This is a genomic window from Lysobacter sp. Hz25, assembly GCF_046097045.1.
Lineage (GTDB): Bacteria > Pseudomonadota > Gammaproteobacteria > Xanthomonadales > Xanthomonadaceae > Lysobacter > Lysobacter antibioticus_B.
In genome coordinates, this window is sequence record NZ_CP175666.1 from 2,882,741 (window position 1) to 2,909,655 (window position 26,915).

Here is a 26,915-nt window from a genome sequence, read left to right on the forward strand (position 1 = left end):
TCGCGGTTCCGTGAAGGCGGGTCCGAATGGCGTGTGCTTTGGGGTGGGAGCGGCGCAAGCCGCGACCGCGACATCCGGCCGGCGACGGCCTTTGGAGGACGAGGTCGCGGCTTGCGCCGCGCCTACCCTGAAGGCCTTCGCGAACAAATGACGCTGCCTCCGACTTTGCCGATCCGGTCCATGGCACGCGCACATGACCAAAGTCATGCATGACTGTTGGCCCAGGTGCGCCGCAGCAAAGTCGCCTCGCGCAGTTGCGAGGACACGCAGGGGGCGGTCGGGAACGGAGGCGAAATACCGCGAAATAAGATGAATCGCTGCGCCTGGCGTCTCGTATCGGCAACCCCGATCGGCGCAACGACGGCATCGCGAGTCACTGTCTCCCGGCACTTGACTGCCCGCGCAAGCACTGCGCACATTCCGAGAGGTGACTTTCATCCATGCCTTGCGGCGGCAACCAGCACTGCCGATCGGGCCCACAACGGCGGAACAATCTCGTGGATAGACGCAACTTCCTGACCATGTCGGGGCTCGGCATCGCCGGGCTGATGATTCCCTACGGCAGCGCGATCGCCGCCGAAGCCCTGTTGACGCCGCTGGATGTGGCCAAGAAAAAAGTGCTTGCCGACACCGCGCTGACCGCGGCGAAAGGCGCCGGCGCAACTTACTGCGATGTACGCATCGGCCGTTATCTGCGCCAGTTCGTCATCACCCGCGAGGACAAGGTCCAGAACGTGGTCAACACCGAGTCGACCGGCATCGGCATCCGCGTGCTGGTCAACGGCGCCTGGGGCTTCGCCGCGACCAATCAGTTGAACGCCAAGAGCGTGGCCGAGGCGGCGCAGCAGGCCGCTGCCATCGCGCGTGCGAACTCCAAGACCCAGACCCAGCCGGTGGTGTTGGCCAAGACCCCGGGCGTCGGCGAGGTGGCGTGGAAGACGCCGATCCGCAAGAACGCCATGGAAGTGCCGATCAAGGACAAGGTCGACCTGTTGCTCGGCGTCAACGCCGCCGCGGTCAAGGCCGGCGCCGACTTCGTCAACTCGATGCTGTTCCTGGTCAACGAACAGAAATACTTCGCTTCGACCGACGGCTCCTACATCGACCAGGACGTGCACCGCATCTGGGCGCCGATGACGATCACCGCGATCGACAAGGCCAGCGGCAAGTTCCGCACCCGCGAAGGCCTGTCCTCGCCGATGGGCATGGGCTTCGAATACCTCGACGGCGCCGCCTCGGGCAAGAGCGTCTCGCCGAACGGCGTGGTGAACTACAGCAACTCCTACGACATGCTCGAAGACGCGGTCGCGGCCGCCAAGCAGGCCCGGCAGAAGCTCACCGCGCCCTCGGTCAAGCCGGGCAAGTACGACCTGGTGCTGGACCCCTCGCACACCTGGCTGACCATCCACGAATCGATCGGCCATCCGCTCGAACTCGACCGCGTGCTCGGCTACGAGGCCAATTTCGCCGGCACCAGTTTCGCCACCGTCGACAAGGTCAAGAGCGGTTTCAAGTACGGCAGCGACCAGGTCACCGTGTTCGCCGACAAGACCCAGCAGGGCAGCCTCGGCGCGGTCGGCTTCGACGACGAGGGCGTCAAGACCAAGCGCTGGAACCTGATCAAGGACGGCATCCTGGTCGACTACCAGACCATCCGCGACCAGGCCCACATCCTGGGCAAGAGCGAGTCCGACGGCTGCTGCTACGCCGACTCCTGGTCGAGCGTGCAGTTCCAGCGCATGGCCAACGTGTCGCTGGCGCCGGGCAAGAACAAGCTCAGCGTCGCCGACATGATCAAGGACGTCGAGAACGGCATCTACATCGTCGGCGACGGCTCGTTCTCGATCGACCAGCAGCGCTACAACGCCCAGTTCGGCGGCCAGCTGTTCTACGAGATCAAGAACGGCAAGATCACCGGCATGCTCGAAGACGTGGCCTACCAGATCCGCACCCCGGAATTCTGGAACTCCTGCGTCGCGGTCTGCGACGAAAGCGACTACCGCCTCGGCGGCTCGTTCTTCGACGGCAAGGGCCAGCCGGGCCAGGTCTCGGCGGTCTCGCACGGTTCCAGCACGGCGCGCTTCAACGGCGTCAACGTCATCAACACCGCCCGCAAGCTCGGCTGACCGGCGCAGGAGAATCCACCCATGAGCATCTTCACCGAAGCCGAAGCCAAGGCCATCCTCGACAAAGTCCTGGCGCTGTCCAAGGCCGACGAGTGCACCGCGACCCTGACCGGTTCGATCGCCGGCAACATCCGTTTCGCCCTCAACAACGTGTCGACCAGCGGCATCGTCAGCAACAGCAACCTGGCCGTGCAGTCGGCCTTCGGCAACCGCGTCGGCACCGCCAGCATCAACGAGTTCGACGATGCCGCGCTGGAACGCGTGGTCCGCCGCGCCGAAGACCTGGCCAGGCTGGCGCCGGAAAACCCGGAGTTCATGCCGGCGATCGACAAGCAGAGCTATAAGCCGAGCCCGACCTTCAGCGCTTCGACTGCGGCGATCACGCCCGAGTTCCGCGCCCAGGTCGCGGCCGACTCGATCGCGCCCTGCCGCGAAGGCAAGCTCACCGCCGCCGGCTTCCTCGAAGACGGCCAGAGCTTCGTCGCGGTGGCCAACAGCAAGGGCAACTTCGGCTACCAGCAGGCCACCAATTTCGACTACACCTGCACCGTGCGCACCGACGATGGCCGCGGTTCCGGCTGGGTCGGGCGCAACCTCAAGGACGCCAGCGAGTTCAAGGCCGACAACGAAGTGCGCATCGCCATGCGCAAGGCCACCGAGTCGGCCGAGGCCAAGGCGCTGGAGCCGGGCAAGTACACGGTGATCCTGGAGCCGGCCGCGGCCGCCGGGCTGATCTCGTTCATGATGAATTTCTTCGATGCGCGCCAGGCCGACGAGGGTCGCAGCTTCCTGTCGAAGAAGGGCGGCGGCAACAAACTCGGCGAGCAGGTCTACGACCCGCGCGTCAACATCAGCGCCGATCCCTGGGACCCGCGCGCCCCGGTGTTGCCGTGGGATGCGCAGGGCCTGGCCCGCGAGAAGATGTCGGTGGTCGAGAACGGCAAGGTCGCCGCCCTGGATTACTCGCGCTACTGGGCCAAGAAGCAGGGCAAGCGCGCGGTCGGCACGCCCGGCAACCTGCTGATGGCCGGTGGCGACAAATCCACCGCCGAGCTGATCAAAGGCACCCAGAAGGGCATCCTGGTCACTCGCACTTGGTACATACGGATGGTCGATCCGCAGACCGTGCTGCTGACTGGCCTGACCCGCGACGGCACCTTCTACATCGAGAATGGCGTGATCAAGCACCCGGTGAAGAATTTCCGCTTCAACGAATCGCCGGTGATCATGCTCAACAACATCGAGGAACTCGGGCGGCCGGTGCGCGTGGCCGGCGACGAGTCTTCGTTCGTGATGATGATCCCGCCGATGAAACTGCGCGATTTCACCTTCACCTCGTTGTCGGACGCCGTCTGATTCATCTTTGAAACGCGGCGCGGCCGGCGATCCGGCGCGCCGTCTGCATCGGTTCGCTGTACCAGCGTTCCGTCGATCCGCCGAACCCGAGCCGCCCGATGCAACGACGCGATTTCCTCAGTTTCACCGGCCTGGGCCTGGCCGGCCTCGCGCTTCCCTACGGCCGCGCGATCGCCGCCGAGGCCTTGCTGGAGCCGGCCGATCTCGCGCGTCGGCGGCGCCTGGCCGACACCGCGCTGAACGCCGCGCGCGAGGGCGGGGCGGACTACTGCGACGTGCGCATAGGCCGTTATTTGCGCCAATCGGTGGTGACCCGCGAAGCGCAGGTCCGCAACATCGTCAACGGCGAATCCGCCGGTGTCGGCATTCGCGTGCTGAGCCAGGGGGCGTGGGGCTTCGCCGCCACCGCCGCCTCGACCACGGACGCGGTCGCTGCCGCCACACGCCAGGCGCTGGCCATCGCTCGCGCCAATGCGCGCATACAGACGCGCAAGGTCGAGTTGGCGCCAGTCGCCGGCGTCGGCGAAACGCGCTGGGCCACGCCACTGCGCAAGAACGCGATGGCGGTGCCGATCAAGGAGAAGGTTGAGCTGTTGCTCGGGGTCAACGCCGCCGCGCTCAAGGCCGGCGCCGACTACGTCAACTCGACCCTGTTCGTGATCAACGAGCAGAAGTATTTCGCGTCCAGCGACGGCAGCTACATCGACCAGGACATCCACCGCATCTGGCTGCCGTTCACCGCGACCGCGGTCGACAAGGCCAGCGGCAAGTTCCGCACCCGCGACGGCCTGTCGGCGCCGATGGGCATGGGCTACGAATACCTAGACGCCGATCCGGCCGGCAAGGTCGCGCTGCCCGGCGGTCTGACCGGCTACGGCCGTTCCTACGACGTGATGGAGGACGCGGTCGCCGCCGCGAAGCACGCCCGCGCCAAGCTCAAGGCGCCGTCGGTCAAGCCGGGCAAGTACGACCTGGTGCTGGACCCGTCCAACCTGTTCCTGACCATCCACGAGAATGTCGGCCACCCGCTCGAACTCGACCGCGTGCTCGGTTACGAGGCCAACTACGCCGGCACCAGTTTCGCCACCCTCGACAAGCGCGAACAGGGCTATCGTTACGGCAGCGAACGGGTCAACTTCGTTGCCGATAAAACCCGTCCCGGCAGCCTCGGCGCGGTCGGCTACGACGACGAAGGCGTCAAGACCCGCGAGTGGGACCTGATCCGCGACGGCATCCTGGTCGACTACCAGGCCACCCGCGACGAGGCGCATCTGCTCGGCCATAAACAATCGCACGGTTGCAGCTATGCCGATTCCTGGTCGAGCGTGCAGTTCCAGCGCATGGCCAACGTCTCGCTGAAGCCCGGCAAGCAGCCATTGAGCGTGGCCGAGATGATCAAGGGCGTCGAGCGCGGCCTGTACGTGCACGGCCGCGGTTCTTACTCGATCGACCAGCAACGCTACAACGCCCAGTTCGGCGGCCAGTTGTTCTACGAGATCAGGAACGGCCAGGTCGCCGGCATGGTCGAGGATGCCGCCTACCAGATCCGCACCCCGGAGTTCTGGAACGCCTGCGTGGCGGTCTGCGACGAACGCGATTTCCGCCTCGGCGGCTCGTTCTTCGACGGCAAGGGCCAGCCGAGCCAGGTCTCGGCGGTCTCGCACGGGTCGAGCACGACGCGCTTCAACGGCGTCAACATCATCAACACCGCGCGTGCGCTGTAGCCGGTGGGGTTGAGGCAAGGCATGGTCGTTCCAGGCTGCATCGCGGCAACACAGACCGACGCAGGCAGGGCCCGGTGAACCGGGCGCAATTCCTGCGGCTGATGCTCGGCGGCGCTGCCGGCGCCTGGTTGGCGCGTTCGCCGCTGGCGCAGGCCGCCCGCGCCGACTACGACTTCTGGTTCACCCGGCTCAAGTACGACTCCGGCGACTGGGACGTCGACCAGCGCATGCCGGCCAACCTGATCACCTCCTTGATCGACTACACCAACCTGAGGGTCGACCCGAAAGAGCACGTGCTGGCCTTGGCCGACCCGAAGATGCTCGGCGCGCCGTTCTGTTACCTGGCCGGGCACAAGCTGGTCGAGTTCAACCCCGACGAGCGCCGCAACTTCGAGCGCTACGTGCGCAACGGCGGCTTCGTCTTCGTCGACGACTGCAACCACGACATCGACGGCCTGTTTGCAAAATCCTTCGAGGAACAGATGGCGAAGATTTTCGGCACCAAGGCCTTGCGCCGGTTGCCGAAGAACCACCCCATCTACCGCAGCTTCTTCGTTTTCGATGGTCCACCGGCGACCGGCTTCGAACTCAACGGCTGGGGCGACGACCTGGTCCACGATTACCTGCAAGGCATCGAGATCGACGGTCGCCTGGGCGTGCTGTACAGCAACAAAGATTACGGCTGCGAGTGGGACTACGACTGGCGCAACAAACGCTTCCTGGCCGAGGACAACACCAAGTTCGCGGTCAATATCGTCATGTATGCGTTGGGGGCTTGAGATTCGGGAATAGGGAATAGGGAATCGAGGGTAGGGAGTAGCGACGTCAGCACGATGAAGCGCGTGCTTGCTGTTGCCCCCTTTGCAAAGGGGGCGGCGACCGCGCAGCGGACGCGGGGGATTTGCTGTTGCTGTTGCTTGCTTGAACGAATGCTGGCTTTCGGGATGACGAAATGAACACGAACGTGGCGACCGGCGGCAACGAAGCCGAACTGAAAATGCAGCTCGATCGCTTGGGCGCCCTGCGCGAAGCGATCGCCCAGGCGATCGTCGGCCAGCACGAGGTGGTCGAGCAATTGCTGATCGGCCTGCTGGCCGGCGGCCACTGCCTGCTCGAAGGCGTGCCCGGCCTCGGCAAGACCCTGCTGGTGCGCTCGCTGGGGCAGGCGCTGGAGCTGCAGTTCCGGCGCGTGCAGTTCACCCCCGACCTGATGCCCAGCGACATCCTCGGCACCGAGCTGCTCGAAGAAGACCACGGCACCGGCCATCGCCATTTCCGCTTCCAGCCCGGGCCGATCTTCACGAATCTGCTGCTGGCCGACGAACTCAACCGCACGCCGCCGAAGACCCAGGCCGCGCTGCTCGAAGCGATGCAGGAGCGCACGGTCAGCTATGCCGGCGTGACCCACGCTCTGCCGGCGCCGTTCTTCGTCCTGGCGACCCAGAACCCGCTCGAACAGGCCGGCACCTATCCCTTGCCGGAAGCGCAGCTCGACCGCTTCCTGCTGCATATCCGCGTCGGCTATCCGAGCGAGCGCGAAGAGCACGACATTCTGTTGCAGACCACCGGCACGCGCAGTGCCGAGGTGCCGCGGGTGATGGGCGGCGAAGAGATGATCGCCTTGCAGGCCCGGGTACGCGAGGTACATTTGGGCGACGACCTGCTGGTCTGGATCACGCGCCTGGTGCGCGCCAGCCGTCCCGACGAAAGCGCCTTGCCGGAAGTGCGGCAATGGGTGAAGTGGGGCGCCGGCCCGCGTGCGGGCCAGTCGCTGGTGTTGGCGGCGAAAGCCAGGGCGTTGCTGCACGGGCGCTATGCGGCGACCCGCGAGGATATCGTCGCCCTGGCCGCGCCGGTGATGCGTCACCGCCTGCTGCTGTCGTTCGCCGCCGAGGCCGAGCTCAAGAGCGCCGACGACGTCATCGCCGCGCTGCTGCGCGGCGTGCCGTTCCCGGGCGCCTGAGCACAGGCGCCGGAGCCTCGTGAAGGATTTCATTCCACCGTCGGTACGGGCGCGGCTGCGCAGCCTGCGCCTGCTGTCGCGGCGCGCAGTCGGCACCCATGGCATCGGCCTGCACAACAGCCGCAGCCGCGGCGCCGGGCTCGAATTCGCCCAGTATCGCGCCTACGAGCCCGGCGACGAATTGCGCCAGGTCGATTGGAAGTTGTATGCGCGCTCGGACCGGTTCTTCGTGCGCGAAGCCGAGCGCGAAAGTCCGCTCGCGGTCTGGCTGCTGGTCGACGCCACCGCGTCGATGAACCAGTGCGATGCGGCGCGCCCGGATTGGTCGCGGCTCGACGCAGCCAAGGCCTTGGCCGCGTGCGTGGCCGAGCTGGCATTGCGCCAGGGCGACCGTTTCGGTTTGATCGCGCTGCGCGAGGACGGTGTGCGCCTGGTCGCGCCTGCGACCGGTGCGCGCCAACGCGACCGCTTGTGGCTGGAGCTGCATGCCTTGTCGGCGCAGGGCGCCTGGCCGGCCGCGCAACGGCTGCGGCCGCTGTGGGAACGCATCGCCGCCGGCGACCTGGTGCTGATGATCGGCGACGGTTTCGACGATGGCAGCGATGAAGGCGCTGTCGCGATCGCCGAACGGCTCGCATCGGCGCGACGCGAAGTGCTGAGCATTCGCATCCTGACCGCGGAGGAACGCGACTTCCCGTTCCGCGGTGGCTACCGCTTCCGCGACCCGGAAACCGGCGAAGAATTGCTCGGCGACGGCGCGGCCTTGCGCGACGAGTTCCTCGTGCGGTTCGCCGCCGCGCGCAAAGCGCTCGATGCGCGCCTGGACGCCAGCGGCATCCGCCACACCGAGTACGTGCTCGACGAGGCGCTCGATCTGCCGCTGCGACGCTTGTTCGGCGCCCGCGACATGGCGGAGCAGACGTGAACCTGAGCCTGCTGCTGCCCGCCGCGCTGGCCGCCCTGGCGGCCTTGCTTCTGCCGCTGTTGATTCATCTCGCGCGGCGCAGCGAGCAGCGCCCGACCGATTTCGCCGCCCTGCGTTGGCTGCGGCAGCGGCCGAAGCCGCGTCACCGCATCCGCTTCGACGAATGGCCGCTGTTGCTGCTGCGCCTGTTGCTGCTGGCCTTGCTCGCAATATGGCTGGCGCGGCCAGTGTTGTTCGGCGCCGAAAGCGCGCGGCCGTGGATCGTGGTCGCACCCGGCGCCGACGCACAGGCCGCAAGCGCCCAGGCTGCCGCATCCGATGCGCGCCTGCACTGGCTCGCGCCGGGTTTTCCGCGTATCGATGCTGCCGCGCCGCAGCGGTCCGCGCCGCTGTCGAGCCTGCTGCGCGAGCTCGACGCGGACCTGCCGGCTGCTGCGGCGCTGACCGTGTTCGTGCCCGAGCGCATGGGCGGTGCCGACGGACAACGGCCGCAGTTGTCGCGGCCGGTCGAATGGCGGGTCGTGCCCGGCACGACGCCGGCTGCGACCCCGGCCAGCGCGATGGCCGCGCCGTCGCCGGCGATCCGTTATGCCGCCGATCGTGCAGCGGCGCTGCCGTATCTGCGCGCAGCGATCGCCGCCTGGCGCGATCCTGCAGCGGGCAGTCGCGCAACGGAATCGGTCGCGCCGAGTACCGAGGCTTGGCCGGCCGACAGCCGCGAGTTGATCTGGTTGGCGCCCGGCGCTGTGCCGACGCAGGTGCGCGAGTTCGCCCGCAACGGCGGACGCGTGCTGCTCGATGCCGGCAGCGAATGGCCGCGCGATGCTTCATCGCTGCGTGCGCCGTTGTGGCGCGACGCATCCGGTGCGGTCCTGGTCGAGGGCATCGCGTTCGGTCGCGGCCGGCTCATGCGCTTGACCCGTGCGCTGGCGCCGCAGGTGGTGCCCGAGTTGCTCGAACCGGGCTTCCCGCAACGTTTGCGCGGCTTGTTCGAGCCGACCGCTCCCGTGCCTTCCTGGGTCTCGGCTAAAGACCATGCACCGGCGACTGGAGGCGCGTCTTATGCCTTGCCGCCGCGCGAGCTGCGCCTGTGGTTGGCGCTGTTGATCGCACTGGTGTTCGTGCTCGAACGCTGGCTGGCGACGCGCGCACGACGCGGAGCGACGCCATGACCGCGGCGACGATCCTCGCAGGCCGGCTGCGTTCGGCGCGCACCCGCCGCGCCCTCGATCTGGCCCTGCGCCTGCTGCCGTGGGCGCTGGTTGCGGCGGCATTGACGTGGCGTATGCACGGCGTCGCCCTTGCACTGGCGGTTGCGGCCGCGGCCGCCAGCGCGGTGACCGTCGTCGCCTGGCGTCGCGCCCGGCGCCTCGACCACGCTTGGCTCGCGCGACGCCTCAACGCCACCCGCAGCGACATGGACGACAGTGCCGATCTGTTGTTCGCGTCGGGCGAGGGCTTGAACGGCTTGCAGCGCTTGCAGCAGGCGCGGCTGCGCGAGCGTATCGAAACCGCAAACGGTCCCGAGCTGGGCCCGGGGTGGTCGGCACGGCGCCTGCTCGTGTCGGCGCTCGCTGCCATGCTGGCCTTGGTTGCGATCGGCCTGTGGCCACGCGCGCAGAGTGGCGCGCGCGATCTCGAAGCCTTGTCGCCGGCGCCGCAGGTCGCCGCCTTGCCCGGACAACCGCGCCTGATCGAACAAGGCCTGCGCATCGATCCGCCGGCGTATACGCGCTTGCCGCCGCGCAGCGAACCCACCCTCGAAGGGCGTGTGCCCGAGAATGCGCGCTTGCGCTGGAACCTGCGTTTCGAGCCGCAGCCGAGCGCGGCCGAGCTGGTCTTCCACGACGGCCAGCGCTTGGCGCTCGCACGCCAGGGCGACGGGCGCTGGAGCGCCGAGCGCGTGCTGGCCAAGCCGGCCTTGTATCGGATCGTCGCCGCAGGCGCGCCGGACGCCCAGACGCGCCGTCTGTACCGGCTCGACGTCACCGTCGACCGCGCACCGCAGTTGCGCGTGCTCGAACCCGATCGCGGCCTGAGCCTGATGAGCGCGGGCCAACGCAACTGGCCGCTGGAGTTCGAAGCCAGCGACGATTACGGACTGGCCGCGAATGCGCAGCTGCGCATCACCCTGGCCCAGGGCAGCGGCGAGAACATCACCTTCCGCGAGCAGCGCCTCAGTCTGCGCGGCACCGGCACGGCGACCGCCAAGCGTTATGCGCAGCGTCTCGACCTGGCCAGTCTGGGCTTCGCCAGCGGCGACGATCTGATCGTCCAGCTCAGCGTCGACGACAACCGCTCGCCCAAGCCGCAGACGGCGCTAAGCCCGAGCCTCATCCTGCGCTGGCCGGCCGACCTGGGCAGCGAGGCGACCGGCCTGGACGGCATGGTCAAGACCACTTTGCCGGCGTATTTCCGCAGCCAGCGCCAGATCATCATCGACGCCGAGGCCTTGATCGCGCAGCGGCGCAAACTCGACGAAGCGCGGTTTATCGAACGCTCCGACGCGATCGGTGTCGATCAGCGCCTGTTGCGCCTGCGCTACGGCCAGTTCCTCGGCGAAGAATCCGAGGGCGCACCGCAGTTGCCGACCAACGACCGCGACGAACCCGAACCGCACGACGAACATACGGCTGCGGATAAGGGCCAGGGGCAAAGCGCGAATGCCTCCGCGCCGGACGAACATGATGAGCATGCGCACACGCCGAAGCCGGCGGCGCCTGCCTTCGGCGAGGAAGGCTCGGTGCTGGAGCAGTTCGGCCATACCCACGATCACGCCGAAGCCGCGACCTTGCTCGATCCGGACACGCGCAAGCTGCTCAAAGCCGCGCTCGACGAGATGTGGCAGTCGGAACTGCATCTGCGTCAGGGCCATCCGCAGCAGGCGCTGCCGTATGCGTACAAGGCATTGGGCTTCATCAAGAAAGTGCAGCAGGCCACGCGCATCTATCTGGCGCGGGTCGGCCCCGAGTTGCCGCCGATCGACGAAAGCCGCCGTTTGAGCGGCGATCGCGTCGGGCTGGCGCGACGCGGCGAGATGCTGGCCTCGGTGAAGACGGCCGATCCCTTGCTCGAATCGCTGTGGCGCGAGCTGGAGCGAAGCACGCGCGCGAGCAAGCCGGCCCCGATCGACTACGCCGGTCTGCAGCGTTGGTTGCGCGAGCACGAGTCGCGAGTGGCCGACCCCTTGGCCTTCGTCGCCGCCTTCGATGCCCTGCGCAACGAACCCGAATGCCTGCGTTGCCGCGCCGAGCTGCGGCGACTGCTGTGGCCGCTGCTGACGCGGCCGCCGGCGAGCGTGCAACGGCGAGAGCAGGGCGACGCGGTCGACCGGCGCTACTTCGAAGCCTTGCAACAGGAGGCCCGGCGATGATCGGCGCCATGGATTTCGACAGCGGCCTGCAAGGCAGCCTCGAAACCGCGATCGCCGGATTGCTCGGCCTCGCCGCCGTGCTGGCGGTGGCGAGCCTGATCCTGCGGCACTACCGAGCCGAGGCCGGGACGCGTGCGCGCGGTTGGCGGCTTGCGTCGTTGCTGATCGCGCAACCGCTGATGGCGGCCTTGCTGTATCTCGCGCTGTTCCCGCCGCTCGTATACAGCGAAGCCGGCAGCATGGTGGTGGCGACGGCCGGTGCGAGCGCGAGCGACGCCACGATCGCCGGCGAGACCCGCATCGCCTTGCCCGAGGCCTCGGCCTCGACCGACAGCGAACGCGTACCCGACCTGGCCACTGCGTTGCGTCGCCATCCCGGCACGCAGCGGCTGCGCCTACTCGGCGCCGGCCTGGAGCCGCGCGATCGCTATGCCGCGCGCGGGCTGACGATCCAATGGCAGCCGACGCCGTTGCCGCGCGGACTGAGCGGCCTGTGGGCGCCGCGCGAAGTCGCGGCCGGTGGCGAGTTCAGCGTGACCGGAAGCGTCGCAGCGATGCCCGGTGCGGTGGTGGAATTGCTCGACCCGGGCCTGCAGCGCGTCGACCGCGCCACCTTGGCGGCGGATGGCGGCTTCCGCGTCGGTGCCGTCGCACGCATTCCGGGCTTGACGAATTTCAGGCTGCGTTTACGCGATGCGCTCCAGAACGTCGTCGAAGAGATCGAGCTGCCTTTGTCGGTGGTCGCCGATACGCCGCCGCGAGTGCTGCTACTGGCCGGCGCACCGAGTCCGGAGTTGAAGTACCTGCGACGCTGGGCCTCGGATGCCGGGATCAAGCTGCATACCCAGATCGATGTCGGCGCTGGGCTGCAGCTCGGCGATGCGCCGCTGAACGTGAACGCCTCGACCTTGGCCGGTTTCGATCTGGTCGTCCTCGACGAACGCGTCTGGGAGGGCCTGGGCGAATCGCAGCGTAACGCCTTGCTCGGCGCCATGCGCGACGGCCTCGGCGTGCTGCTGCGCATCGGCGGTCCCTTGTCGCCACGCATGCGTAAGCAGCTGCGGGCGCTGGGCTTCGAACTCGGGGCCGGCGCAGACTCGGTGGAAGTGCGCTTGCCGCCATCGAACGCGGATGAAGAAGCGACCCGCGCCCGCATCGGCCCGGGCACGACCGACGCGCCCCGCAGCCGCGATGAAGCGGTGGCAGAGTTGCCGGTCTTGAACCGACGTGCGCTGACGATCGATGGCGCGGGTGCGCACAGTCTGTTGCGCGGTGCGGACGGCAAGGCTTTCGCCAGTTGGCGCAGCGCCGGCCGTGGCCGGCTCGGCGTGTGGACCCTGAGCGACAGTTTCCGCCTGACCCTGGTCGGTCGCGACGATCTGCATGGGCAGTGGTGGAGTGCCGCTTTTGGCGCATTGGCGCGGGCCCAGCCGAAGCCGATGCTGCGGATCGATGGCGAGGCGCGTCAGGACCGGCGGGTCTCGCTGTGCGGCTTGAGCGATGGGGCGCAGGTGCGTACGCCGCAAGGCCATGACATCGATGTGCTGATCGATCCGGCCAGCGGTAGCGAACGCTGCGCCGCCTTCTGGCCGACCGACGCGGGCTGGCATGTGTTGCGCCAAGGCGAGCGCTTGCAGCCCTTCGCGGTGCGCGGCCGCGATGAGGCGCCGGGCTTGCGTGCTGGCGAGCTGCGTGAGGCGACTTTGCTGTTGATGGCTCAGGCGCAGGTCGCGAGTGGTTCGGCCCCGCTGTCTGCCGCGTCGTCGACGCAGGCTCAACGGGGTTCGTCCTGGCCGTGGTTTCTGGCTTGGTTGTTCGTAAGTGCGGGAGTGTGGTGGTTAGAGCGCTCGCGGCGCGGACGAACCACTGATGTGGAAATACCCACGAAGCCTAACGAATCCATAGGGCAGTAGCGGCGTCCTGCTGGATTTTCTTCGATCACAAGCTGCGACCGCGGGACGTGCAGAAGCAACGCCGGTGCTCTGCATCGAATCGACGTACTTTCGCGAGGGTAGGAGCGGCGCAAGCCGCGACCGCGTTGCTTGTCGTTACGGTGCTTCTTACCGCAGAGCGGTGAAGCCAAGGCTACAGTTAGGGCTAGAGCTAGAGCTAGAGCTAGAGCTAGAGCAAAGCTTCCGTCCGCTGACGCGGCCGGGTTACTTTCTTTTGCTAAGCGCAAAAGTCCGTCTGGATTCCCTTCGGTCAAAGGTAACCAAAGAAAAGGGCTCTCCTTGCAAGGGCACAGGCCACGAGTGCGATGCCGGCGCCGGGATTTTCCGATAAGACGTCCCTGTCTTATCGAAAAACGGCGCACGTCCTGTGCGTCGCCCTCCGGGTCTTCAGGTGTTCTCGCGAGCTCGGTGCTGCGCCAAACTCATCACGGCAACGGCAACGGCAACGGCAACGGCAACGGCAACGGTGATCGGCCTCTGTAGGAGCGGCGTGAGCCGCGACCACGAACTATGGATGGCGACGATATTTCGCAGGCGGCGTCAAATCCGGCTCTCGGCCAAGGTTTGAGCTTGGTTGTTGCTGTGCGCCGTCTCGCACTAGCGAAGGCAATTGAAGACCCGGAGGGCGGCGCGCAGGGATGCGCGCCGTTTTTCATCGGGACAGGGATGTCCCGTATGAAAAATCCCTGCGTATGCACCGAACGTGCGGGCCCTTGATTCAAAGAAAAGCATTTTTCTTTGGTTATCTTTCTTTTGTTGCTTATGACAAAAGAAAGTGACCCGCCGCTTTAGTGGCGGAAGCTTTTGGCGTTTGATCTAGATCTCGGTCTTGCTTGAGAGTTGCGCCGCAAGACCATTACAGCGCGGTCGCGGCTTGTGACCGAAGGAAATTCAGTAGGACGCCGCTCCTACCCTCGCGGAAACACGCCGCTTCGATGCGCGGCACCGGCGTTGTTGCTTCTGCGCATCCCGCGGTCGCGGCTCACGCCGCTACAGTGGGACAACGCCGGATTCGGCACGAGATCGTTCCCGGAGGGCGAAGGCATTCGCCCAACCATCAAATCAAATCGACTGCATCCGCCCACCATCCACCGCCAGGCTCACGCCGTTGACGTAAGCCGCGGCCGGCGAACACAGGAAGGCGATGCAGGCGGCGATCTCGCCAGGGGCGGCGAAGCGGTTCGCCGGTACGGTCTTGCGCATGGCTTCGATCACGGCCTCCTGGGTTTGGCCGCTGTTGCGGGCGCGGTCGCCGATGATCTGTTCGATGCGCGCGGTCTGGGTGTAGCCGGGCAGGACGTTGTTGACGGTGATGCCGTCAGCACCGAGTTCGCGCGACAAGGTCTTGGCCCAGCTCGCAACGGCGCCGCGGATGGTGTTGGACACGCCGAGGCCGACGATCGGTTCCTTGACCGAGGTCGAGATCACGTTGACCACGCGGCCCCATTGCGCCGAACGCATGCCGGGCAGCACCGCGCGCACCAGGGTTTGGTTGGCGAGCAGGTGGCGCTGGAAGGCGTCCAGGTAGGCGCTGTCGAGCGCGGTATGCGCCGGGCCGCCGGGCGGGCCGCCGGTGTTGTTGACCAGGATCTGCACCGGCTTGCCGGCTGTGAGCGCTTCGACCTGGGCGGCGAGGGCGGTCGCGTCGGCGACGTCGGCGGCGATCCAGCCGTGCGCCTGCGCGCCGCTGCACGGCAAAGCCTGGGCGACCGCGGCCAGGGCGTCGGCGCGGCGCGCCAGCACGGTCACGTCGCAGCCCAACAGGGCCAGCTCGTGCGCGGCGGCGCGGCCGATGCCTTCGGAGGCGCCGCAGACCAGGGCGTGCTTGCCGCTCAAGTTCAGATCCATATCAGTCTCCGCTGCTCGGTAGGGCCATGCGCTCGCGCATCAGGGCGGCGACCGCGCGGCTGTCGTCGCGGTCCTGCGCCTGCAACTGGGTGGCGACGTTTTCGCGATTGGCCAGGGGATGGTTCTGGCTGAGCTTGAACTTCAGGGTGATGCGTTCGACTCTGAGACGAAAACCGACGATGCCGCGCAATTGCCGGCGCAGTTCCTCGCGTTCGACTTCGAAGCGCCAGTCGCTGCCGATGCGGCCTTCGTGGCGGGCGCTGAGGTCGTCGACGAGTTGGGCCAGGCCGGCCTCGTCTTCGAAAGTCTGCAATTCGCCGTGCAGGTGGGCGATGGCGTAGTTCCAGGTCGGCACCCGCGCCGCGCTTTCCTTGTCCGTGTACCAGCCTGGGGACACGTAGGCGTGCGGGCCTTGCAGGATCGCCAGGGCCGGGCCGGCGTGGCGCGCCTGCGGGTTCGGGCGCGCCCAATGGCCGCGCAGTTCGACTTGCTCGCCGTCGCGTCGGTACAGCAGGGGCAAGTGGCTGATCGTCGGCGCGTCGTCGCGCACGGTGATCAGGGTGGCGAAGTCGTAGGCGTCGGCCAGGCGGTCGAGCGCGCCCAGGTCGGTTTCGGCGAAGGCGCGCGGCAGGTACATGGCGTCGGGCTCAGTGGCGTTGCGGCAGTTTCTGGATCATCAGCGTGCCCAGCGTCTCGTCGTCCTGGGCCTGCGGGGGTACCAGCTCGTCGAGCGCGAAGCCGCGTGCCTGCGCGTCCTCTTCGTCCAGGCCTTCGAGCTCGACGAACTCGGCGTCCATCAGCGCGGCGCGGGCGGTGTCTTCGCTGTCGTAGGACAAGGTGTTGGCGTCGCTGTCGAAGACTTCGGCGGTGCCGGCCTCGCGTATGCGCAAGCGCGCCCAGACCACGGTGCGGCCGAGCGTGGCCAGCCACCATTGGCCTTCGCCGGAAGCCGGGGTGGAATGGGTGTCGTATTCGTTTTCGGTCATCAGGGCACCATCATGGAAAGCAGCCAGAGCAGGCCCGCGCAGGCCAGCGAAGCGAACACGATCAGCAACGAAACCCGCGCCGGCGTGGCCAGGCCGTCGAGGTTGCGGTCGCTCGCGGCGCGATAGCGCTGGCGCAGCAGCCAGCCCCATGCGGACGGATTGGCGAAGGCGGCCTCGCCGAGTTCGCCGCGCAAGGCCGGATGGCGGTCGCGCAGGTGGACCAGGGCCAGCGGCCAGAAGATCGCGAACGCGCAGAACGCGGAGATCGCGATGCCGACGAAGGTCAGGGCCAGGAACAGGATCACGTACGTCTTACCTCTGTGGCCCAAGGGCCTGAATCGATGCCGGAAGCCATCATGTGCCGCGGCCGTGACGGGGTAAAGCGGCGGGGAGTCGCGGGCGCTAGCGCCCGATCATGCCGAACTTCCGGGCCGTCATCCCCGCGCAGGCGGGGATCCAGGGCCCTTCGTGCGAGAGCCTGCAAGGTCGTTGGATCCGCGCCTGCGCGGGGATCACGGGCACGGATCGAACCGAGCGATGTCGTCACGAACACGGCCGCAGCACGCCGGCACGGGCGGATCAGAACTCGGCGCTGCCCGGTGCGCGCGGGTAGGCGATCGCGTCGCGGATGTTGCTCAGGCCGCACACGTAGACCACCAGGCGCTCGAAGCCGAGGCCGAAACCGGCGTGCGGCACGGTGCCGTAGCGGCGGAAATCGCGGTACCAGTCGTAATGCGCCGGGTCCAGGCCGAACTGCGCCATGCGCGTGTCGAGCACGTCGAGGCGTTCTTCGCGCTGGCTGCCGCCGATGATTTCGCCGATGCCGGGCGCCAGCACGTCCATCGCCGCGACGGTCTTGCCGTCGTCGTTGAGGCGCATGTAGAAGGCCTTGAAGTGCTCGGGGTAGTTCAGCACCACCACCGGGCGGCCGACGTGCTGCTCGGTCAGCCAGCGCTCGTGCTCCGTCTGCAGGTCCAGGCCCCATTCGACCGGGAACTCGAACTTCTGCCCCGACTTCTGCAGCAGCGAGATCGCATCGGTGTAGTCGATGCGTTCGAAGGGCGAGTTGACGAAGGTCTCCAGGCGGGTGATCGCATCGGGCTGGACGCGTTCGGCGATGAAGGCCATGTCGTCGCCGCGCTCATCGAGCACCGCGCGGAACAGGTACTTGAGGAAGTCCTCGGCGACCCGCGCGTTCTCCATCAGGTCGGCGAAGGCGATCTCCGGCTCGATCATCCAGAACTCGGCCAGATGGCGGGTGGTGTTGCTGTTCTCGGCGCGGAAGGTCGGGCCGAAGGTGTAGACCTTGCTCAGCGCCAGGCAGTAGGCCTCGACATTGAGCTGGCCGGACACGGTCAGGAAGGTTTCCTTGCCGAAGAAGTCGCGCGAGAAATCGATCGCACCGTCCTTCTCGCGCGGCAGGTTGGCCAGGTCCAGGGTCGAGACCCGGAACATCTGGCCGGCGCCCTCGGCGTCGGAAGTGGTGATGATCGGCGTGCTGATCCAGTAGTAGCCGTTCTCGTGGAAATAGCGGTGCACGGCCTGCGACAGGCAGTGGCGGATGCGGGTGACCGCGCCGAACAGGTTGGTGCGCGGGCGCAGATGGGCGAACTCGCGCAGGTACTCCAGCGTGTGCGCCTTGGGCTGCATGGGGTAGGTGAGCGGGTTCTCGACCCAGCCGACCACCTGCAGGCTGGAGGCCTGGATCTCGTAGTTCTGGCCCTGACCCTGCGAGGCGACCAGGATGCCGGTGGCGATCACCGAGCAACCGGCGGTGAGGTGTTTGACCTCCTCGTCGTAGTTGGACAGCGTATTCGGCGCCACGACCTGGATCGGTGCGAAGCAGGAGCCGTCGCTGACGTTGACGAAGCTCAGTCCGGCCTTGGAATCGCGACGGGTACGCACCCAGCCGCGTACCGTGACTTCGCCGCCCGCCGGAATCTTGCCCGCGAGTGCCTGTTCGACGCTAACCACCGTCATGTGATGCCGCCCCAGCGCGTTGAAAAGTAAAGGACGGCGATGATAACGGATGCTGCCGGCACAGGGCGTGCCGGTCGCCGCGGCCTTAGACTGCGCTTTGGATCACGGGGGGCGGGGCGCGGCATGAATCGGGTTTGGCGATGGGGCGGGCGATGGGGACGCGGGTGGGCCGGCTGGATGCTCGCCATGGCGGCGGCCGCGACATGCGCGCAGGCGGCCGCAGCGGCGCCTGCGCCTGAGCCCCTGCCGGTGGTCGTGCTCGACGAGGCCCGTGCCGGCCATTTCGCCGGCTTGGCGCTGAGCTGCGTCGGCCGCGAATACCCGAACAAGATCAGCCATCGCCTTGAAGGCGCCAAGGACGTGGCCGCGCCGAGCAAGCTGTATCCGGCCTTCTACGGCTGCTACGACTGGCATTCCTCGGTGCACGGGCATTGGCTGCTGGCGCGGCTGGTCGAGCGTTTCCCGCAGGCGCCGTTCGCCGCGCCGGCGCGGGCCGCGCTGGCGCGCAACCTGACCGGCGAGAACATCGCCGGCGAACTGGCGTATCTGCGCCGCAGCAGCGACGAGACCTTCGAACGCCCCTACGGCCTGGCCTGGCTGCTGCAATTGGGCTCGCAGCTGCGCGGCTGGGACGACCCGCAGGCGCGGCAATGGGCGGCGGCGCTGGAGCCCCTGGAGCGCGAAGCCGCGGCGCGGCTGCTGCGCTGGCTGCCGAAACTGACCCGCCCGATCCGCGTCGGCGAACACAGCCAGACCGCGTTCGCCTTCGGCCTGGCCCTGGACTGGACCCGCCGCAGCGGCGACCAGGCGCTGCGCGATGCGCTGATCGCCCGCTCGCGCTTCTTCTACCAGGGCGACCGCGACTGCCCCTTGGCCTACGAGCCGTCCGGACAGGACTTCCTTTCGCCTTGCCTGGCCGAAGCCGATCTGATGCGGCGGGTGCTGACACCGGACGAATACGCCCGCTGGCTGCGCGAATTCCTGCCGCAGGTGCCGCGCCGCGCTCGCGCCGATTGGCTGGTTCCGGCGCTGGTGCTCGACCCCGAGGACGGCAAGCTCGCCCATCTCGACGGCCTCAACCTGAGCCGGGCCTGGATGCTGGAAGGCATCGCCGCCGGATTGCCGCCGCGCGATCGGCGTATCCGCGCCTTGCGTGCGGCCGCCGCCGTGCACCGCGAACTCGGCCTGATCGCGGTCGGCGACAGCCATTACGCCGGCGCCCATTGGCTCGGCAGTTTCGCCACCTATCTGATGGCGCCGCCGGATGCGGCCCCGGCTCCGGCCGCGGCGTCCGGGGCAGGGCGCAGCGACTGAGGCGTTCAGGCCCGAAGCAGCGTCTTTGCCAGCGCTGCGACAGGCTGACCGGGCTGGCGGCGACAGGCCGCCTGCTTGAACGCCATCCCAATGCCGCCATATCGGGTACAGCCCGCCGATGCCAGGCTGCTACCATTCCGGTAGCGCCGATCCGGCCGCCGCCTTCCCGGTCGCAGCCGGCATCGAGTCAACATTCTTACGAGTACCGCCATGTCCGTGACCCTCGCCCCCGCCGCGCTCGCCCGTGTCCAGCATTTCCTGACCGAGACGCCGACCGCGCTGGGCCTGCGTTTCGGCGTCACCCGCACCGGTTGCTCGGGCTGGCAGCACATCGCCGACCTGGCCCGCGACGAGCGCGAAGGCGACACCGTGTTCGAGCAGGACGGCGTGCGCATCTATGTTGACCCGATCAGCCTGCCGCTGGTCGACGGCACCCGCATCGATTTCCTCAAGCAGGGCCTCGGCGAGATGTTCGTGTTCCAGAACCCGAACGCGGCCGCCGAATGCGGTTGCGGCGAAAGCTTTACCACCCAGGCCGACGCTGCCTGAGGCTGCGCGGCCCGAAACCGGGCCGGCGGATTGCTAATTATCGCTCCGGTTGGCTGGAAGGCGCGCCGTCGGCGTTAGGCTGACAGCCGACGGCGAGACGGCCGCAGACGCGCACGGGCTGGCTGTTCTTCGGGCCCATGCTCATCCGGGACAGGGAGATGCCTAGCGAGCGTGGATCCTCGCCGATTCCGAGTTGCTGCGGCGAGGTCGGCTGCGGCACGCGGATCACCAGGCTTCGCGCATCGACCACATCGGGAAAGTCCAGCGTGTGGACCTGCGCCGTGGCCCCCAACTGCAACGGCCGCTCCACTTCGCCGAGCGCAATGGCGAAGCGGCGACCGACGTTGGGCCCGAACGCGCTGGCTTCGATAGTCACCTGTAGGTCGCCGGAGATCGGCTCATTGAGAACGAGCACGACTTCCTTGTCCTGCGACCAGCGTCCGAACGATTCCGGCTCCGCCAGGCCTTGCGCCGATTTCACCGAGGCCGGTAGCGGCTTGCTGAAATCCAGCGCATCGGGCTTGCGCAACCAGTAGACTGTGAAGCCCTCGTACGCATGCTTGCGGCGGTAAGTGCCGGGCGGGAGTTCCCAGCCGTCGAAAAACACCGCGCTGTCGCGCGTCCAGTCCAGACCTTTTTCGAAGCCGCCGCTGGAATTGGTGACGTCGATTGCGAGTGTGCTTGAGTCGGCATAGAACTGCGCCTTGAGCATTCCGGCGTATTGATCGCCGATCAACTGCCCATTCCGGGCGACATCGGGATGCTGGGTCCGGAGCAACTGCCCGGCCTGCGCGTACACGTCGGCATAGGTGCGCGACCGCGTCGTTACCGTCGCCGCGGTCGTACCCGCGGCGACGATCAGCACGTAGTAGCCCAGGGCGGCCAGACGGGCCTTGCGCAGGTCGTCGAAAAGGAAACTCAAGCAGGCGATCGCGCCGATGCCGCCGATCAGCGCCGGCAACAGACGCCGGCCCTGGACCCAGCTCAGTTCGGGCGAATCGACGAAATAGGGAGTGTAGGTCTGCAGCCCGCTGGTGGCTGCATACAGCATCAGCAGCGCAATGATCACGGTCGCGGCGCGGGTGAGCGTCTTCTTCCACGCCGCCGGATGGGCCTCCAGTCCGCGCCAGGCGAGTGGACCGAGCAACAGCAGCGGCAAGCAGAAATCGTAATAGCGCTGGTGCAGGCGGCCGAGGTTCTCGCTATAGCTCATGCTGGCGGTGAAGTACGCGGTGATCGTCACCAACGCCGCCAACATGGTCAAACCGAACAGGACCGCGCTGCGCGCGCGTTGCGACTGCGCGTCGTTGCCGCGCACCAGGTTGAACGCAGCGGCGACCAGCAACGGTCCAAACAGCATGCACAGCCCGAGCACATGGCCCCAGCCGGACCAGATCGTGTTCCGGATCAGCTCATTCAGCGGAAGTCGTCCCTTGCTGAAGCTCGCCTGGGTCGAATAGAACTCGCCCATCAAGCTCAGCGCGCCCTTTCCGCCGAGCGCATAGCCCAGGCCGAAGCGCACCGCGAAGAACACCGCGACGGTTGCGGCCACTACGATCAATGCCGGCTTGAGCCGGCCGCGTACTCCGGGCCAAAGCGCGTCGATCAGCACAAAAGCGCATAGGCCGCCCAGCAAGAACAAAGCATGCAGCTTGACCAGGCACATCAGGCCCAGCACCACGCCGCATTGGACCGCGTAGCGCCAAGGTCGGGCGGCATACGGACGCAGCGCCACGAAGCTCAGCACCCAGAACATGAAGAAGTACAGCGATTCGGGCATGAACAGGGTGGCGAACGAATTGGCCGGCGCGGCGATCGCCACCAGCGTCAGCGCCACGGCTTTTCCCGGGCTGGTGTAAGGCTTTAACACCGCATAGATGAAAGGAGCCGCGGCGACGAAGAAGATCGCGTTCAACCAGCGGGCGCAGCTGAGAAAGTCGGCGCCGCATTGATTGGTAAGCCGGTATATCCACAAATACAGATAGGACGGGATTTTCGCATCCGCGATCGGTGCCAGGCGCGAGTTGGAGCTGTAAGTCCATTCATCGCCGAATACCGATGCGTACAGGCCGGTATCGCGCACGACGATCGCCGCCAACACCGCGACGGCGCCCAGCGCGAGAACTGCATTCCAGTGATTGAAACGGGGCGGATGATCGAGCTTCAACAGAGCTTGTCCTTGCGAGGAAGATGAGGCGCACGGCTCGGTGCGCGCCGCCGATCGACTGTCGGGCCGACGCGAGCGCGGTTACGGGGCCTATCTATTGCGAAGCGTGTCCGGCAGCAGGGGAGCGATGCTGCGGGTCGGAACATTGGCCACGTCGAATGAAACGAAGGCGAGCACGAACTGCAAGCCCACGATCAACGGCAGCGCTGCGAATGTGCTTGCCGAGGAACTCGCCGAAGATCTTGCGGATGTGCAGGTTGCTTTCCTCGTCGGCGTAGACCGCGTCCATCGGAATGTCCAGCACGGTCGCGCGGGCGATGTTGAGCCGGAACAGCAGATCGGTCTCGAAGAAATAGCGGCGACTGATGCGGTCGAAGGGCAGGTGCGCGGCGACCCGGGTGCGGATGGCGGTGTAGCCGTTGGTGGGGTCGAAGGTGTTCCAGTAGCCGGTCGACAGCTTGCTCAGGAACGACAGGCCGGCGTTGCCGATCAGGCGGATCTTGGGCATGCGCTGGATCTGCGACAGGTCGTAGAAGCGGTTGCCCTTGGCGTAATCGGCGCGGCCTTCGAGGATGGGCTGAACGAAGATGGGCAGCAGACGCGGGTCCATCTGGCCGTCGCCGTCGATCTTGACCGCGATGGTGAAGCCGTCCGCCGCCGCAGCCGAGTAGCCGGTCATGACCGCGCCGCCGACGTCCTGGTTGACCTCATGGCGCAGCACCACCACACGCGGGGCGCGGCAGTTCTCCGCGACATAGCGTCCACTTTCTTCCAGGCACTGGCCATCGACCACGTAGACGCGCTCGACCTCCGGCCCGATCGCGTCGATGACGGCCAGGATGTGCCGGCGCACTTTGTAATTGGGGATGATTACGGCGATCCGATCGGGCGCGGCGTGGGCAGGCATCTGTATGGCGAACCCGAATGAGCGGACGTGCGCTGCCGCGACGTGGGCAGGGCATTGATATGACTTGGATTTTCTACATGGTAGCGAATGGAGCGCCGCGGATGTGAGCGGGTTCGTGGCCGGTTACGAAAAAACGCATCTCGCCCGTTTGGTTCATGTCGCACACTGCTATGGCAACCCCCCATCTTTCGTCACGCGGCCGCGCCGGGGTGCGGCGGCTAAACTGCAGCGCTCACCACGCTGGAAATCCCACATGCTCCGTTCCGTGCTGCTCGCCTCGGCCCTGGCCTGCGCGTGCGCGACTTCCGTCGCCGCCGCGCCGGCGGCGTCCGCCGCCGCCACTGCCGCCCCCGTCCGCAACGCCGCCACCGAGGCGCTGCATCGTTTGTTCGACGAGGAGTGGGAGCGCGGTCTGCGCGAGAACCCCGAAGGCGCCAGTTTCAACGGCGACAAGCGCTATAACGACCGCTGGACCGACGCCAGCCTGAGTGCGATCCAGGCGCGCCAGGAAAGCGACCGCCAGGCGCTGGCCAAGCTCAAGGCCATCGACCGCAGCCAGCTGTCGGAAGCCGACCAGCTCAACTACGACGTGTTCGGCTGGAACCTCGGCAAGAGCATCGAGCGGCAGAAGTACCGCGAGTACCTGGCGCCGGTCGGGCAGAGCGGCGGCGTGCAGACCGCCGACGGTCTGGTCGAAGCCTTGTCGTTCGAGCAGGTCAAGGACTACCGGGACTGGCTCGCGCGCATGCGCGCCTTGCCGGTGCTGATCGAACAGAACCAGGCCCTGCTGCGCGAGGGCGCCAAGGCCGGGATCACCCCGCCGCGCGTGCTGATGCAGCGCGTGCCGGGCCAGATCGCCAAGCAGATCGTCGACGACCCCAGCAAGAGCCCGTTCTACAAGCCCTTCAACCGCTTCCCCGACAGTGTGCCAGCGGCCGAGCGCAAGGCGCTGCAGGCCGAGGCGAAGAAGGTCATCGCCGAGACCATCGTGCCGGCCTACCGCGAGTTCGGCAGCTTCTTCGAGAAGGAGTACCTGGCCGCGGCGCGCACCAGCATCGCCGCCAGCGACTTGCCCGACGGTAAGGCCTATTACGATTTCCTCGCCGCCGATTTCACCACCACCAATCTGAGCGCCGATGCGATCCACAAGATCGGCCTCAAGGAGGTCGCGCGCATCCGCGCCGAGATGGAAAAGGTCAAGGCCGAGGTCGGCTTCAAGGGCACCCTGGCGGAGTTCTTCACCTACCTGCGCAGCGACCCGAAGTTCTTCCACAAGACCCCGGCAGCGCTGCTCGAGGCCTACCAGGCGATCTCCAAGCGGATCGACCCGGAGCTGGTCAAGATTTCCAAGCTGATCCCGCGCCAGCCCTACGGCGTGCGCCCGATCCCCGACAACGTCGCCCCGGACACGACCACGGCGTATTACCTGCCGGGCGCGGTTGACGGCACCCGGGCCGGCTATTACTACGTCAACCTGTACAAGCCCGAGGTCCGCCCGACCTGGGAAATGATGCCGCTGTCGCTGCACGAAGCGGTGCCGGGCCATCATTTCCAGTTCGCCCGCGGCCTGGAGCTGCCGGACGCGCCGATGTTCCGCCGCACCGGCTACTTCGTCGCCTACGGCGAGGGCTGGGGCCTGTACGCCGAGCGCCTGGGCTACGACATGGGCCTGTACGACGACCCTTACGACCGCATGGGCCAGCTGTCCTACGACATGTGGCGCGCGGTCCGGCTGGTGGTCGACACCGGCATGCACAGCAAGGGCTGGAGCCGCGACAGGGCGATCAAGTTCTTCATGGACAACGCCCCCAAGACCGAGCAGGACGTGGTCAACGAGATCGACCGTTACATCGGTTGGCCGGGCCAGGCGCTGGCCTACAAGATCGGCCAGCTGAAGATCTCCGAGCTGCGCGAGCGCTCGCGCAAGGCGCTCGGGCCGGCCTTCGACCTGCGCGATTTCAACGACGAAGTGCTGTCGACCGGCTCGGTGCCGCTGCAGGTGCTGGAGAAGCACATCGATACTTGGATCGCGGCGAAGAAGCCGGCACCGGCAAAGGCGCCCGCCAGATCGAAGAAGCGCTGATCTCTTAGAGTGCTGAGATCGGGGCCGGAGCCCGGCCCCCAAGGGGTAGGAGCGGCGCGAGCCGCGACCGCCATGGCCCAGGCGCCGTATTGCCGCCGCCGCCCGCGTTGGCGCGGTCGCGGCTTGCGCCGCTCCTACCCAAAGCGGGGCCGCTGCGGCTCGACCACTCCGCATTGCACCTAAGCCCTTGTCCTGCCATACTTTCCGGCTCTCGAACGGCCCAAGGCCGGTCGGGCCCTTGCTCCACCGCGTCCGCATCCGGACCCCGGGGGGCTGAACCGGGTCGCCATCGGCGATCCATCATCCACAAGGAAACACACCCATGCGTCATTACGAAGTCGTGTTCCTGGTCCATCCGGACCAGAGCGAGCAGGTGCCGGCCATGATCGAGCGCTACAAGTCGCTGATCGAAGGCGGCGAAGGCAAGATCCACCGTCTCGAAGATTGGGGCCGCCGTCAGCTGGCCTATCCGATCGAGAACCTGGTCAAGGCCCACTACGTCCTGCTGAACATCGAAGTCACCCAGACCGTGCTCAACGAGCTCGTCGACGGTTTCCGTTTCAACGACGCCGTGCTGCGTCACCTGGTCATGAAGCGCGACGACGCCGACACCGAGCAGTCGCTGATCATGAAGTTCAAGGACGAGAAGGGCGACAAGCCCGAGCGCGGCGAGCGCGGTGAGCGTCGTCGTCGTGACGACGATAGCGAGACCGCCGTCGGCACCGCCGACAACGCCGACGACAACGCCGAAGCCGCCTGAGGATTGCCCCCATGTCCAAGTTTTTCCGCCGCCGCAAGTTCTGCAAGTTCACCGCCGAAGGCGTCAAAGAGATCGACTACAAGGATCTCAACACCCTGCGCCAGTACCTGACCGAGACCGGCAAGATCGTGCCGAGCCGCGTCACCGGCACCAAGTCGAAGTACCAGCGCCAGCTGGCCACGGCGGTCAAGCGCGCTCGTTTCCTCGCGCTGATCCCGTACACCGACAACCACAACGCCTGAGTAAAGCCGTTCGCTTCCACAGGAGGCGAACACTTATTCCCCCTCTCCCGTTGACGGGAGAGGGCAGGGGTGAGGGCAGCCAGCAGCGAAGTTCTTCTCGAACCCCGCTTCCGGCGCCGCCAAACTCGAAACCGATTCCAGCTCTTCGGACAGCGAATCCCGCTGCGGACCTACAGGCCCGCTAACGAACACGGAGCAAGACCATGCAACTGATCCTCCTGCAGAAAGTCACCAACCTCGGTAACCTCGGCGACAAGGTCAACGTCAAGCCGGGCTACGGCCGCAACTACCTCGTGCCGCAGGGCAAGGCCGTTCCGGCCACCGCCAGCAACCTGGCCGACTTCGAAACCCGCCGTGCGGAGTACGAAGCCAAGGCCAAGTCGCTGCTGGAAGGCGCCGAAGGCCGCAAGGCCCGTCTGGAAGGCGCTTCGGTGACCGTCCACGCCAACGCCGCGACCGAAGGCAAGCTGTACGGCTCGGTGACCCCGCGCGACATCGCCGAGGCGCTGACCAAGGCCGGCTTCGAAGTCGGCAAGTCGGAAGTGATCATGGGCGAAGGCCCGATCCGTCGCACCGGCGAATACGACGTGCTGATCCACCTGCACGCCGACGTCGAAGTCACGGTCAAGGTCATCGTCGCCGGCGAAGCCGCTTAATCGC

22 protein-coding genes are annotated in these 26,915 nt (G+C 67.0%); 15 read left to right on the plus strand and 7 right to left on the minus strand.

Features of this window, described 5'->3' with window-relative positions; translation table 11 throughout:
• Positions 1-497: 497 nt before the first annotated feature.
• The 9 genes from ACKN61_RS12155 (at position 498) to ACKN61_RS12195 (ending at position 13,380) form a co-directional block, all read left to right on the plus strand.
• Positions 498-2,126 carry a TldD/PmbA family protein gene (locus ACKN61_RS12155; RefSeq protein WP_408953655.1) on the plus strand — a complete coding sequence of 543 codons (1,629 nt, stop codon included), beginning with the start codon at positions 498-500 and terminating at the stop codon, positions 2,124-2,126.
• Between the two features lie 21 nt (positions 2,127-2,147).
• Positions 2,148-3,482, plus strand: a complete 1,335-nt coding sequence (locus ACKN61_RS12160; RefSeq protein ID WP_408953656.1) for a TldD/PmbA family protein — start codon at positions 2,148-2,150, stop codon at positions 3,480-3,482.
• A 98-nt stretch (positions 3,483-3,580) separates the two neighbouring features.
• Positions 3,581-5,206, plus strand: a complete 1,626-nt coding sequence (locus ACKN61_RS12165) for a TldD/PmbA family protein (RefSeq protein WP_408953657.1) — start codon at positions 3,581-3,583, stop codon at positions 5,204-5,206.
• A 101-nt stretch (positions 5,207-5,307) separates the two neighbouring features.
• Positions 5,308-5,985 (plus strand): DUF4159 domain-containing protein, encoded by a 678-nt coding sequence (locus tag ACKN61_RS12170; RefSeq protein WP_408953815.1) that lies wholly within the window; start codon positions 5,308-5,310, stop codon positions 5,983-5,985.
• 173 nt (positions 5,986-6,158) lie between these two features.
• Positions 6,159-7,169, plus strand: coding sequence for an AAA family ATPase (locus ACKN61_RS12175; RefSeq protein WP_408953658.1), 1,011 nt, complete (start codon positions 6,159-6,161; stop codon positions 7,167-7,169).
• A 19-nt stretch (positions 7,170-7,188) separates the two neighbouring features.
• Positions 7,189-8,094 (plus strand): DUF58 domain-containing protein, encoded by a 906-nt coding sequence (locus ACKN61_RS12180; protein ID WP_408953659.1) that lies wholly within the window; start codon positions 7,189-7,191, stop codon positions 8,092-8,094.
• Positions 8,091-9,266: a BatA domain-containing protein gene (locus ACKN61_RS12185; RefSeq protein WP_408953660.1), complete on the plus strand. Its 1,176-nt coding sequence runs from the start codon at positions 8,091-8,093 to the stop codon at positions 9,264-9,266. Before ACKN61_RS12180 ends, ACKN61_RS12185 begins: the two co-directional genes overlap by 4 nt.
• On the plus strand, positions 9,263-11,467 hold the full coding sequence (locus tag ACKN61_RS12190) for a hypothetical protein (protein WP_408953661.1): 2,205 nt from the start codon (positions 9,263-9,265) through the stop codon (positions 11,465-11,467). The genes ACKN61_RS12185 and ACKN61_RS12190 overlap by 4 nt, the downstream gene beginning before the upstream one ends.
• The gene (locus tag ACKN61_RS12195; RefSeq protein WP_408953662.1) at positions 11,464-13,380 is read left to right on the plus strand and encodes a carboxypeptidase regulatory-like domain-containing protein; all 1,917 of its coding nucleotides are present in this window, start codon (positions 11,464-11,466) and stop codon (positions 13,378-13,380) included. The genes ACKN61_RS12190 and ACKN61_RS12195 overlap by 4 nt, the downstream gene beginning before the upstream one ends.
• A gap of 1,101 nt (positions 13,381-14,481) precedes the next feature.
• Here the strand turns inward: ACKN61_RS12195 and ACKN61_RS12200 are convergent.
• The 5 genes from ACKN61_RS12200 to asnS form a co-directional block, all read right to left on the minus strand.
• The gene (locus ACKN61_RS12200) at positions 14,482-15,267 is read right to left on the minus strand and encodes an SDR family NAD(P)-dependent oxidoreductase (RefSeq protein WP_408953663.1); all 786 of its coding nucleotides are present in this window, start codon (positions 15,265-15,267) and stop codon (positions 14,482-14,484) included.
• A 1-nt stretch (position 15,268) separates the two neighbouring features.
• Positions 15,269-15,904, minus strand: a complete 636-nt coding sequence (locus ACKN61_RS12205; protein ID WP_408953664.1) for an FMN-binding negative transcriptional regulator — start codon at positions 15,902-15,904, stop codon at positions 15,269-15,271.
• Between the two features lie 10 nt (positions 15,905-15,914).
• On the minus strand, positions 15,915-16,253 hold the full coding sequence (locus ACKN61_RS12210; protein ID WP_408953665.1) for a hypothetical protein: 339 nt from the start codon (positions 16,251-16,253) through the stop codon (positions 15,915-15,917).
• Positions 16,253-16,558, minus strand: coding sequence for a hypothetical protein (locus tag ACKN61_RS12215; RefSeq protein WP_031372476.1), 306 nt, complete (start codon positions 16,556-16,558; stop codon positions 16,253-16,255). The genes ACKN61_RS12210 and ACKN61_RS12215 overlap by 1 nt, the downstream gene beginning before the upstream one ends.
• A 274-nt stretch (positions 16,559-16,832) precedes the next feature.
• Complete coding sequence (gene asnS, locus ACKN61_RS12220; RefSeq protein ID WP_031372475.1) at positions 16,833-18,233, minus strand: asparagine--tRNA ligase; 1,401 nt, start codon at positions 18,231-18,233, stop codon at positions 16,833-16,835.
• Between the two features lie 186 nt (positions 18,234-18,419).
• Here asnS and ACKN61_RS12225 point away from each other — a divergent pair, with 186 nt between their 5' ends.
• Positions 18,420-19,547, plus strand: coding sequence for a DUF2891 domain-containing protein (locus ACKN61_RS12225; protein WP_408953666.1), 1,128 nt, complete (start codon positions 18,420-18,422; stop codon positions 19,545-19,547).
• Positions 19,548-19,757: 210 nt separating this feature from the next.
• A complete protein-coding gene (locus tag ACKN61_RS12230; protein WP_031372473.1) occupies positions 19,758-20,096 on the plus strand; it encodes an iron-sulfur cluster assembly accessory protein in 339 nt (112 codons plus the stop codon).
• A 37-nt stretch (positions 20,097-20,133) separates the two neighbouring features.
• Here ACKN61_RS12230 and ACKN61_RS12235 read toward each other — a convergent pair whose 3' ends face one another.
• Positions 20,134-22,263: a DUF7024 domain-containing protein gene (locus tag ACKN61_RS12235; protein WP_408953667.1), complete on the minus strand. Its 2,130-nt coding sequence runs from the start codon at positions 22,261-22,263 to the stop codon at positions 20,134-20,136.
• Positions 22,264-22,357: 94 nt separating this feature from the next.
• On the minus strand, positions 22,358-23,116 hold the full coding sequence (locus ACKN61_RS12240; RefSeq protein WP_408953668.1) for a glycosyltransferase family 2 protein: 759 nt from the start codon (positions 23,114-23,116) through the stop codon (positions 22,358-22,360).
• A gap of 307 nt (positions 23,117-23,423) precedes the next feature.
• On the opposite strand from ACKN61_RS12240, the gene ACKN61_RS12245 reads away from it, so the two are divergent.
• The 4 genes from ACKN61_RS12245 (at position 23,424) to rplI (ending at position 26,911) form a co-directional block, all read left to right on the plus strand.
• Complete coding sequence (locus tag ACKN61_RS12245; protein WP_408953669.1) at positions 23,424-25,253, plus strand: DUF885 domain-containing protein; 1,830 nt, start codon at positions 23,424-23,426, stop codon at positions 25,251-25,253.
• A 322-nt stretch (positions 25,254-25,575) separates the two neighbouring features.
• Positions 25,576-26,013 carry a 30S ribosomal protein S6 gene (gene rpsF, locus ACKN61_RS12250; protein ID WP_031372471.1) on the plus strand — a complete coding sequence of 146 codons (438 nt, stop codon included), beginning with the start codon at positions 25,576-25,578 and terminating at the stop codon, positions 26,011-26,013.
• Positions 26,014-26,024: 11 nt separating this feature from the next.
• Positions 26,025-26,255, plus strand: coding sequence for a 30S ribosomal protein S18 (rpsR, locus tag ACKN61_RS12255; protein WP_031372470.1), 231 nt, complete (start codon positions 26,025-26,027; stop codon positions 26,253-26,255).
• Between the two features lie 203 nt (positions 26,256-26,458).
• On the plus strand, positions 26,459-26,911 hold the full coding sequence (rplI, locus tag ACKN61_RS12260; protein WP_031372469.1) for a 50S ribosomal protein L9: 453 nt from the start codon (positions 26,459-26,461) through the stop codon (positions 26,909-26,911).
• Positions 26,912-26,915: the final 4 nt, after the last annotated feature.